A 13,101-nucleotide genomic window follows, 5' to 3' on the forward strand; every position below is an offset into this window, starting at 1 on the left:
TCAGCGAACCCAGTCGTTTCGCCATCTGTCTCAGCGAACCTAGTCGTGCGACCGGACACGCTGGGGGTGCTGAGTGTCTGTATCAGCCGGGGTAGATCTTCCTGCGCCGTACGTAGAGCTGTCGTACGTGGACTCCGTACGCACGCGACAACGCCTTCCCTTGGTGGCCTGTGTGACGGCCCGCTTTGAGGACGTGGCGCCGGTGCGGCCCTTTCGATGGTCTCGTGGTGAACGTCACTTCTCCGGTTGGTACTGGTCGGCCACAACCGGGCAGCACGTCGGCTTCGAGTCCTGGCTAGAACGGGACCGGCTCATACTCATGGACTTCGACCCTCTGGTGACAGGCATCGCCTCACAGCCCTTCTGGCTGCACTGGCACGATGGCGAGCGAGAGCGTCGGCACGCCCCGGACTACTTCGTACGCCGGGCGGACGGCTCAGCGGTGGTTGTCGATGTCCGCGCGGACGATCGGATCGAGCCGAAGGACGCGGCGGCGTTCGAAGCGACGCGCATCGCCTGTGGTCAGGCGGGATGGCAGTTCGAGCGAGTTGGCACTCCGGGGGCGGTGCTCCTGGCGAATGTCCGGTGGCTGTCGCGCTACCGGCACCCGCGATGCCTACGTCGAACGTCTGCGGATCGCCTGCGGGAGGTCTTCACGGCCCCAGGTCCATTGCTGGCCGGGGCCGATGAGGCAGGTGACCGACTCGCGACTCTGCCCGCACTGTTCCATCTGCTTTGGCTCCAGGAACTGGTCGCCGAGGATCTAGCGGCCCAGTTGTTGGGCCCGCGCACGGTCGTGGGCTTGACCGGAGGAGGTGCTCAATGAGTCGAAGAACGAGTGGCAGGGTTCCGCCCACATCCCGGCTCGCGGAGTTTCCCAGGGCGGCAGCTAAGCAGGCACTGTGGTGGGAGGGACACATTCTGGAGGTGCTTCACGGCCTATCTCCGGAGGCGCCTGCAGGAGCCGTTCCCCGACCGCAGTTCGACCCCCGGCAGCACTCGCTGGCTGAACGCGAGCGGGCCAAGGCGGCCGAATTGACGACGGCCGGGCACAAGGTGACGGCCAGCGGGATCAAACAGCGACGCCAGCGCTACCAGCGTGACGGACTGCTCGGGTTGGCCGATGGGCGGTCGGCCAAGCAGATGCCGGCCTTCGGCCAGGTCGATGCGGTGGTGGTTGAGGCGATGCAGAAGGCGATTGAAGAAACGCCCCAGAACTCGTCGAGGACGATCGGGTTCATCGTCTGGCGGACCACGGAGATTCTGGCCGGCCGCGGGGATGCCGACGGCGTCGAGGTTCCTTCCCGAGCCACTCTCTATCGGCTCTACAGCAAGCTGGAGACCGGAACTCACGCCACGGGTTCAGCCCGCACGCGTCGCTCGGTCAATGCACGGCCACCCGGCCCGTTCGGGGAAGTCCCCGCGAGTGCACCGGGCGAGTTGATGCAGATCGACTCGACCCCGCTGGACGTGCTGGTGCGCCTGGACGACGGCATCGCGGAAAAGGTCGAGTTGACTGCGATGGTCGACATCGCGACGAGGTCGATCACTGCCGCAGTTCTGCGGCCGACCACCAAGGCCGCGGACGCTTCCGCGCTGCTAGCTCGCAGCGTCACCCCAGAGGCGATGCAGCCTGGCTGGTCAGAAGCCCTGCGGATGTCCCGTTCGGTGCTGCCTCACCGTCGGTTACTGAACGTGGACGAGCGCCTGACACACGCGGCTGCACGGCCCGTAATCGTGCCGGAGACGATCGTCTGCGACCACGGCAAAGTGTTCATCTCCAAAAACTTCAGGGCCTCTTGTCGCTATCTGGGCATCAATCTGCAACCAGCCCACAAGGGAACGCCGACCGACAAGGGCACGATCGAGAAGACTCTGGGCTCGGTGGCCACGCTCTTCGCTCAGTTCTGCGCGGGATATACCGGCTCAACCACGGACCGCCGCGGCCGAAAGCTGGAGGACGGGCCGCTGTGGTCCCTTCCTGAACTCCAGAACCTGCTCGATGAATGGATCATCGCCGTCTGGCAAAACAGACCGCACAATGGACTGCGCGATCCACAGGCACCAAGGCGAGCGTTCTCGCCCAACGAGAAGTACGCAACGCTCCTTCAATCGTGCGGCTACGTCCCGGCCCCGTTGAACGGCGAGGACTACATCGAGCTGCTGCCCGAGCGGTGGCAGGCGATCAACAGCTACGGCATCCGAATCAAGCACCGCACATACGACGACGGCGAGTTGGGCCCTTTGCGCCGCCAACACTCCGGAGTCGCGGAGAAGAAGGGCTTGTGGGAAATCCACCACGACCCCTACGACATCTCCCGGGTCTGGGTACGCGACCGCCAGCACGACCGGTGGATCACCGTGTTCTGGAAACACCTGCGCCGCGTTGGCGTCCCGTTCGGTGAACTTGCCTGGGACCACGCCTGCGAACAGGTTCCCGGCGGCACCGAGCAAGAGATCGCGGATGCTGCCGCCGCGCTGCTGCGGCGGGCCCACGACGGCCCCGCCCTCAAGAAAGGGCCTGCGAACAAACGGTCCCGGCGAGTCGCTGCACGGACCCGGGCCACCACCTCCGACCGGCCGGTCCTCGCCCCACCGGCCGCTGAACCTGTTCAGGAAAACCAGGCAGCCGACGAGCTGGCCGAAGTCATCCCGCTGGGTCTGTTCGACCCCCTCGCGAACCCTTGGAGTCGTCCGTGACTATCTCCGAGCCGCCAGTCCTGCAAGAAGCCGACGCCGAGGCCAACCAGCAGCTAACCACTCTGGAGGGGTGGCGACGATTTGCCTCACCCGACCAGACCGAGCCTCCGGTCCTGCTGTCTCCAGCCGAACTGGGCCGACTTTCCCCCGCCGAGCGGGCGCTCTATGACGAGGACCGGCTCGATCATCACGCCCGTATGCTCGTGGTCGCTACCTCGTTCGTCAAGAAGACTGTGGTCTGCGGCCGGCGACTGGTCCTGCTCAACCGGCGCGCGATCAGTGCCCGCCGCGGCCTGATGGTCTCCGGGCTGCCCGGCACGGGAAAGACCAGCGCTATCACCCAGCTCGGGCTCGCCCACGAACTCCTCGACCGGGCCCGCCATCCGCACGTCAGAGGCCGGATCCCAGTGGTTTACATCACCGTCCCACCCGCTGCGACCGCCCGCATGATCGCTGCCGAGTTCGCGCGATTCCTGGGACTTCCGGTCCGGCGCAGTTCCAACATCACAGACATCATCGAAGCAGTGGTCGGCGTCTGCACGGACACCCGCACCGGCCTGATCCTCATTGACGAGATCCACAACATTTCGCAAGTTACCCGCGCTGGCGCCGACGTCTCCGACACCCTGAAGTACTTCTCCGAGCGCCTACCCGCGACGTTCGTCTACGCAGGCATCAATCTCGAAACCAGCGAGCTCCTGACCGGCGTTCGGGGCGCCCAGATCGCGGCCCGCTTCACCCTCGTCCCCACCCGCCCATTCCCCTACGGAGACGAGTGGAAGGGGCTCGTCGCGACCCTGGAAGAGACCCTGCTGCTGCACGATCACCCTCCGGGCAGCCTGGACAAGCTGGACCGCTACCTGCACGGCCGAACCGACGGCATGATCGGAGCCTTGTCCCATGCGATCCGAGGAGCCGCGATCGACGCGATCCTGGACGGCACCGAGCGGGTGACCAAGGCCGGGATCGACGCGATCCCGCTGGACCATGCTGCGGAAACAACCAACAAGCCGCTCGCAAAGGCCCTCACACGGTGACCGAAACGCTTGAGAAGCCTTTGGCATGCCTTCCCATCCCGCTCGCCCCTCGGCTCGGTGAAAGTACAGACTCGTACATTCGGCGTCTCGCCAAAGCCAACCACCTGAAGCCGAGCTACCTGCACGGATTCCTATGCGGACCACCGTTCTGGTTCGGTAAGCCCCGCCTCGATCGAATCGCTGCTGTCTCCGGACGCACGCCTCACGTGCTCCACCAGGCCCTCGCGGATGCCAGTTCACCCAGGCTTCGCTACAAACCCGCTCCCCTTCGGCTGCCAGCGAGCCGCCAGCAAATGCTCTACTACGAGATTCGGGCCATTGCGACGCGCGATTCCCTGACCATCCGGGCGCTCGTTGATCGATTCAACCAACCGCGCCGAACGATCCGGCAGGCACTCAACACTCACGGCCCTTGGACCCGCGAAGAGGATCGAACTGCCCCTCATGTGATGGAGCATCTCCGGCACCTGGTCGACCCAATGATCATCGCCGGACTCAGTTGCCGGGCAATCTGGACAGAACTGATGGACACGCATGGCGAGACCGTCTCCGGCAGCACCCTTGCCATCTACGTCCGAAAGAGGCGCCAGGAAGTGGATGAGTCACTCCCCAAGCCACGCCGTCGCCCCAAGCCGTCTCAACGAAGATAGTCCGCCCTGGTCACCGAGCCCTGACTGACTATCTTCGTTGAGACACATCAACCCCAGTCTCCTGCCGCGGCGCGCTTCTGGCGCGGCCGGGAGGTGACCGTGGGGTGACCGGGCAGTGGCTGGGCTGCGGCCGGGCGGAGCCTACTTACCCTTGTCCGGGCCTCCCCGCTCGTTCTTCAGGGTCACGGAGACACCGTCCTCACTGTTGTCCTCGGTGACGGCGTACGGGCCGGTGACCGGGTTGTCGGGCAGGACATAGCCCTCGGGTACCTCTGTCTCGCGCAGGTAATACTCGCCGAGCGGCAGGCCGTCGAAGGCCGCCTTGCCGGAGGAGTCGGTGGCGCGGCCCGGCCCGGTGAGGGTGTCCGGGTTCGACCCACCGGTCTGCAGTCCGTCGATGTCGTTGGTCTCGCGCCAGAGTTCGAAGACGGCGCCGCCGAGCGGCTTGCCGTCCGCGGCGTCCTTCTTGAGCAGGTCGAGCGAGCCGGTGGGGTCCGACGGATCGGGCGGTGTCGGAGAGTTGTCCGCGGTGATCCGGACGCCGTCCTCCGCGTTCTCCGGCGTGAGCACGAGCGGACCGAAGACGTTCGGGTCCGGAAGCTCGTAGCCCTCGGGTGCGGCCGTCTCGCGCCAGTAGTACGTACCGGTCATGCCCGTCTCGGCGCAGATGCCGTCCGCTCCGGTGGTGCACTCGGTGATCCGGAGGTCCGGGGTGGCGCCGCCGGTCTGCAGTCCGGCCTGGCCGTTCGACTCGCGCCAGAGGTCGAACTCGGCGCCGGCCAGCGGCTCCCCGGTGTCACCGTCGCGCTTGAGCACCGAGACTTCGCCGTCCCGCTGCGGGCTCACCCCGCAGTCCGGCAGGTCGCCGTTGAACGGGTAGTTGTGGAACTCCTGGCCGCCGCCTCCGCTCGCCGCGCTGGTGTGGGTCACCGAGCCGGTGGTGAAGAAGCGGCCGTTGATCCCGGGCAGGCTCACCGTGGACATGGAGCTCTGCTCACCCATCAGGAAGCTGCCCTGGAACTGGCCGGTGCCCTGGAGGTCGATGTTCGTCGCGTCCGGGAAGTTCCACAGCAGGCGGTCGCGGTACGCGTTGAGCGGGTCGGTGCTGTCGTCGATGCCGCCGCTGTAGGTGTTGATGACGCGGTCCTCGCCGAGGATGTTGACCAGGATGGTCGCGCCGTCGGGGATGTTCTCGAAGACGACGCCCTGCTGGCCGCCGCTCGGGCCGACCATGTCGAAGTCGACGTTGAAGACCTGCAGGTCCGAGCTTCCGTCCCCGGTGAAGCGGGTCTGGCCGCCCTCGTTGACGGCGGTGCCGGTGGGTGTCCGCGGGACACCGTCCTCCCGCGCGTAGCACCGGCTCGCGGCGGTGAGCTCGTCGCGCAGTCCGGCGTACGGGGCGGTGGCGTCCGGGTCCTCGGTGACCGTGGCCTCCACGGTGCCGGACACCGGACCCGCATGCCGGACCACACCGTCCTCGCCGAGCAGCCGCTGGCCCGGCGCGACCGTCACGCCCCCGCCCGTGGTGAGGTAGTCCGAGCCGTCCGGCGGCGGCACCCGGGAGCCCACGCCGGCCAGGCCGATGTTGTAGATGCTGCTGGCTCCGGGCGCCTTGTTCATGTCGAAGTCGCCGAGCACGACACTGCGGCCCTCGGCCTCCGCGGCCGAGCCGCGCACCAGGAAGTCGTCGCCCACGAAGATGTTGATGCCGTTGTCGTAGCCGGCGATGGGGCCGTTGCTGATGCCCGGGTACGGGTCGGGGCAGTCGCCCGGCACACAGGGACCGAGGCCACCCGGCAGCGGGGCCGCGGCAGCGGGGCCTGCACCGAGGCCCAGGGTGAGCACCGGCACTACGCCGGCGAGCACCGCACAGGCGAGCCCGGTGGAGCCGGCGCGGGCGCGCCACGAAGTCAGTCTTCGAGTGATGGCTTTCATGCCCTGAGGATGAGAGGGCACACGCCACCAAATCGGACGAAACGCTCGCCTTGCTGCGTTTGCCCGATGCGCCGTCACCCTGAGGCGCCGCAAACTTTCCTGACATTCAGTCAGGCAAATCGGGGCGCCCGGGAGGCCGCGAACACCCTTCGAGCCGTCGCGCACCTGGGCATCCCAACTCCGTTCGCACGACGCAGCGTCACCACATCCGGCCAGGCATCACCCAGGGTCATCCCCCGAACGGCCCCGCCCCGCACCCCCCGAGAAGTTGCCATCTCATATCTGAGATAGCCTGCACCCATGGCAGACGACTACCTCGTACGCATCGGCAAGCTCATCCGCGACGCCCGCCAGCACCGGGGCTGGACACAGTCCCAGCTCGCCGAGGCGCTCGGCACCAGCCAGAGTGCGGTCAACCGCATCGAGCGCGGAAATCAAAACATCAGCCTTGAGATGATCGCTCGAATCGGTGAAGCACTCGACAGTGAAATCGTCTCTCTGGGCTACGCGGGCCCGATGCATCTGCGCGTGGTCGGCGGCCGCCGGCTCTCCGGCGCGATCGACGTGAAGACCAGCAAGAACGCGTGCGTGGCGCTGCTCTGCGCCTCGCTCCTGAACCAGGGACGCACGGTCCTTCGCCGGGTGGCCCGTATCGAGGAGGTCTTCCGAATCCTCGAGGTGCTCAACTCGGTGGGCGTACGCACCCGTTGGATCAACGACGGAGTGGACCTGGAGATCGTCCCGCCCGCCGAGCTCGAGCTGGACGCGATCGACGAGGAGGCCGCCCGCCGCACCCGCTCGATCATCATGTTCCTCGGTCCGCTGCTGCACCGGATGGACCGCTTCAAGCTGCCGTACGCCGGCGGCTGCGACCTCGGCACGCGCACGGTCGAACCGCACATGATCGCGCTGCGCCGGTTCGGTCTCGAAGTGACCGCGACCGAGGGGATCTACCACGCGGAGGTGGAGCGGTCATCGCCCGACCGCCCCATCGTGCTGACCGAGCGAGGCGACACCGTGACGGAGAACGCGCTGCTCGCGGCCGCCCGCCACGACGGCGTCACGGTGATCCGCAACGCCTCCTCCAACTACATGGTCCAGGACCTGTGCTTCTTCCTCGAGGCGCTCGGCGTCAAGGTGGACGGCATCGGCACCACCACGCTGACCGTGCACGGCGTCCCGGTGATCGACACCGACGTGGACTACTCGCCGTCCGAGGACCCGGTCGAGGCGATGAGCCTGCTGGCGGCCGCGGTGGTCACCGAGTCCGAACTGACCATCCGGCGCGTCCCGATCGAGTTCCTGGAGATCGAGCTGGCCGTCCTGGAGGAGATGGGCCTCGACCAGGACCGCTCGGCGGAGTACCCGGCGGACAACGGCCGGACGCGTCTGGTCGACCTGACGGTCCGTCCGTCAAAGCTCGAGGCGCCGATCGACAAGATCCACCCCATGCCGTTCCCGGGCCTGAACATCGACAACGTGCCGTTCTTCGCGGCCATCGCGGCCGTCGCCCAGGGCCAGACCCTGATCCACGACTGGGTCTACGACAACCGCGCCATCTACCTCACCGACCTCAACCGTCTGGGCGGCCGGCTCCAACTCCTCGACCCGCACCGGGTGTTGGTGGAGGGGCCGACCCGCTGGCGCGCCTCCGAGATGATGTGCCCGCCGGCCCTGCGCCCCGCGGTCGTCGTACTGCTCGCCATGATGGCCGCCGAGGGCACGTCCGTGCTCCGCAACGTCTACGTCATCAACCGCGGCTACGAGGACCTGGCGGAGCGCCTGAACTCGGTGGGCGCCCAGATCGAGACGTTCCGCGACATCTGACGCCCGACCGGGGCTCGACCCTGGACCCCCGTTGCTCAATAGCCGGAGTGGCTGTACTTCAACCACTCCGGCTATTGAGGAGGCTTCCTCTTCGACCTGGCCGGGCCTCTGCTCTTGCTGCTGCTGCCGCTGCCGCTGCCGCGACCGCTGAGCGGTAGCAGTGCTTCCAACCGGGCACCGTTGACCCAGGACCCCAGTAGATTCCGGTTCATGGCGACGATGTCCTGCCGATCCGCCAGCCCGTACGCCTCCTTCGTGAACGTACGACCGGTGGTGACGAACAGAGGGACGTCCGCGCCGTGTTCGTGTCTGGCGGTGCCCGCGAACTTCTGCATGTCGTGCGAGGAAACGCTGCGCTCAGGCGCGTACTTCTTGCACTGGACTACCAGTTTGCGGCCGTCGGGCAGGTACCCGATGACATCGGCGCCCAAGTCACCGCGCCCGCCGCAGACCACCACTTTCGTGCAGCCGTCCCTGCGGCACAGGGCGGCGACGTGCTGCTCGAACTCCTGCCAGGACAGGGCGTCGACGTCCGCCATCGAGAGGTCCCGCGCCTTCGCTTCCTCCTCCGCCCGCCACTTGTGGTCCTCGTCCACCGCGTGCCGGTGCGCCCGCCACAGCAGTCGGCCGGTCCCCGCGATCACAAGCACGGCGAGTGCGGCCAGGACGACCGGCCACACCGTCGACCAGTTCCCCACGAGCCACACCACTGCGACCACCGCAGCGGCCATCCCCCAAGCCTGTAATTGCCGGCGCGTACGCTTCCTCGTGCGCCTGCGCCGCCGCTGCCTCGCCATCGCCACTCCCAGGCCCTCTCTCACCGCTCGAACCGGATCGGATATGACACCGTCGACCGCGGCTCGGGCTTCGGGGCCTTCCAACCCTCGAAGTGCACCGGGTACGTGGTCGTCGGTTCCGGCAGCGGCTCCGAGCCCGTCCCCTCTCCCGTGCCTGACGCACCGCTATGGCCCACGACGGCAAGCGCCAGCACGGCCAGGACCGCCACGTCCCGTCGCGCACCCGGCGCCCACCGGAAGTGCGGGCGAACCTCCACACCTCCGCGTACGTGCCCCTTCACCAATGGCATGACCTGCTCCCCTCGCCGACGAACTCGACTGCACAGAAGGACTGTCGGGACGAGCAGACCAGCCCGCACCGACACCGGGGTGCCCCGATGCCCCCGACAGCGCCGGAAACGAGACACGTGAGCGGTCACCCGGTCCTCACCGAGTACCGACAAGCAGGCAGTTGTGAATCCGGGGTACCAAAATCGGCCGACCTCTGGGCGTTTGGACGTCAAGGTCTCTTCATGCTCCGCCGCCCCTGACATCCCCTTCGTCCCTGCCGCCTCCCTTGCCCCGGACATCACCCCCGTGAATACTGCGCACACCCGCACTGCCGGTATCCCAAAAATGCCGGACCGGGGGTTCCATGTGCTGTGCGCAGGGCGCCCTCGTACTCGAACAGTCCGACCATCCACAAGGATTGATGTGCGAAGACTCGTGAGAAGACCAGGTCTCGTCGCGATGGCCGCCACCGCGGCCTTGGTGATGACCACGGGCGCCGCCGCGCCGGACACCAACGGTGCCGCGGACGCTCGAGCAGCCGGGGGGAAGCAGCAACCCGCGCCCCAGCGGGTGCAGTTGATCACCGGTGATGTCGCGCTCGTGACGGACGGGCGCCCCACCGGATTCGTACCGGCGGCGGGCCGGGAGAACATACCCGTCAGCGTGCGGACCGTGGGCGAGCGGCAGCTCGTCGTGCCGCTCGACGCGCAGCGGCTGATAGCCGACGGCAGGCTCGACGAGCGGTTGTTCGACGTCGCCCGGCTCGGCAGCAAGGCCTCCCGCAAGGCGTACGAGGACGGGCTGCGTGTCATCGTCGGCTACCGTGGCGCCGCCTCCGCCGCCCGCGCGCAGGTGCGGGACGCGGGCTCGACAAAGGTCCGGCGCACTCTGAAGGCCCTGAACGCCGAGGCGTTGACCACTCCGTCCGACGATCTGCCCGCGCTGTGGAAGTCCCTGACGCGCGAGGACAACGGTGTCACCCGTGACACCGCGACCGGTGTCGACCGCGTCTGGCTGGACGCCACGGTCAAGGCCCGGCTCGACGTCAGCGTCCCGCAGATCGGCGCGGACAAGGTCTGGGAGGCGGGGTACGACGGTACGGGCGTGAAGGTCGCCGTCGTCGACACCGGTGTCGACGAGACCCATCCCGACCTGGCGGGCCGGCAGATCGCGGAGAAGAACTTCTCGGACTCCGAGGACGCGAAGGACCGGCAGGGACACGGGACGCATGTGGCGTCCACCGTCGCCGGGTCCGGTGCGAAGTCGGGCGAGAAGTTCAAGGGTGTGGCTCCCGGCGCCGAGTTGATCGACGCCAAGGTTCTGGGCGACACCGGCAGCGGCGACGAGTCGGGGATCATCAGCGGCATCGAGTGGGCGGTCGGACAGGGCGCCGACATCGTCAACATGAGCCTCGGCGGCGTCGACGCACCCGGTGTCGACCCGCTGGAGGAGGCGGTCGACCATTACACCGAGTCCGACGGCGTCCTGTTCGCCGTCGCCGCCGGCAACGAGGGACCGGGTGCGAGCACCATCGGCACCCCGGGGTCGGCGGACAGCGCGCTCACCGTCGGTGCCGTCGACGGGGACGACAGGATGGCCGACTTCTCCAGCCGCGGCCCGCGCATCGGCGACGGCGCGATCAAGCCGGACGTGACCGCACCGGGCGTCGACATCACCGCCGCCTCGGCACCGGGCAGCGCCATCGCCGAGGAGTACGGCGAGGACCCCGAGGGCTATGTCACGATCTCCGGCACCTCGATGGCGACGCCCCATGTCGCAGGATCCGCCGCCCTGTTGAAGCAGCAGCACCCGGACTGGACGGCCGCGCAGCTCAAGGGCGTGCTCACCGCCTCGGCCAAGGACACCGGGTTCTCCGCGTTCGAGCAGGGTTCCGGACGTGTCCAGGCCGATCGGGCGACCGGGGCGAGCGTCTACGCCGAGGAGGCCTCGCTGAACTTCGGCACGGCCGCCTGGCCGCACGAGGACGACGAGCCGATCGACCGGACTCTGACGTACCGCAATGCCGGGGACACCGACGTCACCCTCACCCTCACCGCCGGCGGCACCGGGCCGGGCGGCGAGCCGGCCCCCGACGGCATGTTCGCCGTCAGCCCGGCCGAGGTGACCGTGCCCGCCGGGAAGACGGCCGAGGTGACGGTCACCGCGGACACCGCGGTCGAGGCGCCGGACGGCCGGTACAGCGGTGCGGTCGTCGCGCGGGCCGGGGAGCAGCAGGTCCGCAGCGCGTTCACGGTCGAGCGTGAAGTGGCGTCGTACGAGGTCGAGTTGGCGCATCTGGGCCGGGACGGGAAGGCCGCCGCGCAGTTCCAGACGTACGTCACAGGGCTGACCGGCGAGGCCGCGGGCACCGAGTTCGCGCTCGACGAGAGCAGCGAGTCCGGCACCCTGCGGCTCCCCGTGGGCGAGTACAGCGTGCAGGGCGTCGTCCTCGCCGACCGCGCGGACAGCACCAAGGGCACCGACTGGATCGCCCGGCCGAAGCTCGCGGTGGACAAGGACCAGAAAGTCACCCTGGACGCGCGGACGGCGAAGCCCGTGGACATCACGGTGCCCGACCGCAGGGCGAAGGCCGCACAGGCGTACATGATCTACGGGATCGAGGCGGGCGGTTCCAGCCATCGGACCGGGTGGCAGCTCACCACGTACGACAACGTCCGCTCGGCGCATCTCGGACCGAAGATCGACGACGGTTCGCTGCAGCAGCTGTGGGACGCCGATTTCACGGTCGGCGACGACACCCAGTACTCCCTGGTGTACGGCGGTCCGGTCGAGCGGCTCGCGGACGGATTCGAGCGGCACGAGAAGCGCCGCGGACTCGCGAAGGTGACCGCCGGGGTCGGCGAGACCGCGCCGGGCAAGGATGCATGGCTGTCGACCATCGGCACCCTGGAGGGCTCGTTGATGGGCTATGCCTCGGGCCGGATGCCGCTGGACGCGCCGAGCACCCAGCACCTGTACGTGTCCACCGCCGACAAGGCTCGCTGGAGCCTGGCGATGGAGCAGCTCGGGGACGAGCTGCCGAACGGCTGGCGGCTCACCGACTCCCGTCACGGGGTGAGCTTCGCGGAGTACCGTCCCGGCCGGACGTATCGCGAGGACTTCAACACCGGTGTCTTCGGGCCGGTCCTCGATCCGGAGGGCGGCAAGGGAGTGGTCCGGTCGCAGAACACGCTCTACGCGTTCATCAGCACCTTCACGGACGGCCAGGGGCACGAGGGGATGGTCCCGGAGGAGGCCGGCAGCACCCGGCTCACTCAGGACGGCGAGGTGATCGCCGAGAACGAGCAGACCGTGGCGAACCAGTCCTTCACCGTGCCGGCCGGGGAGCACGAGTACACCCTGAGCTCGACGACCACCCGCGATGCGAAGGTCGCCAGGGTCGGTACCCGCATCGACACCAGCTGGACCTTCCGCTCGAAGGACGGTGACACGGACGCCCCGGTGTCCACGGTCCGTTTCAGCCCGGATCTGGATCTGCGGTCCACCGTCAAGGCGGGGAAGCGGATCTCGGTGCCGGTGCAGGTCCAGGGTGCCGCGGCCGGGAAGAACCTCAAGTCCCTTGCTGTGCAGGCTTCCTACGACGACGGGGAGAGCTGGCAGAAGCTGCGGGTGAGGAACGGCAAGGTGGCGCTGCGCGCACCCGGCAAGGGCGAGGGGGTCGCGCTGCGGGCCGAGATCGTGGACCGGCAGGGCAACAGGTCCGAGATCGCCGTGTACGAGGCGTTCCTCGGGCGCTGAACGCAGGGCACCCTCCACGGCCACTGAAAGCGGACCCGGCCGGGCGTCGTCGTGACGCCCGGCCGGGTCCGTGGTGTGCTGCGGTGTCCCGGGTCAGTGGTCGTCCCAGTGGCCGTCGTGCTGGGC

7 protein-coding genes are annotated in these 13,101 nt (G+C 68.2%); 5 read left to right on the forward strand and 2 right to left on the reverse strand.

The window, feature by feature from the left end:
• The first annotated feature begins 73 nt into the window (after positions 1–73).
• The 3 genes from DY218_RS30350 to DY218_RS30360 are packed head-to-tail and all read left to right on the forward strand — an operon-like array spanning position 74 to position 3,737.
• On the forward strand, positions 74–826 hold the full coding sequence (locus tag DY218_RS30350; RefSeq protein ID WP_128559378.1) for a TnsA-like heteromeric transposase endonuclease subunit: 753 nt from the start codon (positions 74–76) through the stop codon (positions 824–826).
• A complete protein-coding gene (locus tag DY218_RS30355) occupies positions 823–2,700 on the forward strand; it encodes a Mu transposase C-terminal domain-containing protein (protein WP_128559379.1) in 1,878 nt (625 codons plus the stop codon). The genes DY218_RS30350 and DY218_RS30355 overlap by 4 nt, the downstream gene beginning before the upstream one ends.
• A complete protein-coding gene (locus DY218_RS30360; RefSeq protein WP_199566902.1) occupies positions 2,697–3,737 on the forward strand; it encodes an ATP-binding protein in 1,041 nt (346 codons plus the stop codon). The genes DY218_RS30355 and DY218_RS30360 overlap by 4 nt, the downstream gene beginning before the upstream one ends.
• Positions 3,738–4,528: 791 nt before the next feature.
• Here DY218_RS30360 and DY218_RS30365 read toward each other — a convergent pair.
• Positions 4,529–6,322 (reverse strand): choice-of-anchor A family protein, encoded by a 1,794-nt coding sequence (locus DY218_RS30365; protein WP_128559380.1) that lies wholly within the window; start codon positions 6,320–6,322, stop codon positions 4,529–4,531.
• 300 nt (positions 6,323–6,622) lie between these two features.
• On the opposite strand from DY218_RS30365, the gene DY218_RS30370 reads away from it, so the two are divergent.
• On the forward strand, positions 6,623–8,149 hold the full coding sequence (locus DY218_RS30370) for a helix-turn-helix domain-containing protein (protein WP_128559381.1): 1,527 nt from the start codon (positions 6,623–6,625) through the stop codon (positions 8,147–8,149).
• A gap of 71 nt (positions 8,150–8,220) precedes the next feature.
• Here DY218_RS30370 and DY218_RS30375 read toward each other — a convergent pair whose 3' ends face one another.
• On the reverse strand, positions 8,221–8,880 hold the full coding sequence (locus DY218_RS30375) for a restriction endonuclease (RefSeq protein WP_128559382.1): 660 nt from the start codon (positions 8,878–8,880) through the stop codon (positions 8,221–8,223).
• A 795-nt stretch (positions 8,881–9,675) separates the two neighbouring features.
• On the opposite strand from DY218_RS30375, the gene DY218_RS30385 reads away from it, so the two are divergent.
• Complete coding sequence (locus DY218_RS30385) at positions 9,676–12,975, forward strand: S8 family peptidase (RefSeq protein WP_128559391.1); 3,300 nt, start codon at positions 9,676–9,678, stop codon at positions 12,973–12,975.
• The last annotated feature ends 126 nt before the right edge of the window (positions 12,976–13,101 follow it).

It is taken from the genome of Streptomyces triticagri, from assembly GCF_003429565.1.
GTDB classification, from domain to species: Bacteria; Actinomycetota; Actinomycetes; order Streptomycetales; family Streptomycetaceae; genus Streptomyces; species Streptomyces triticagri.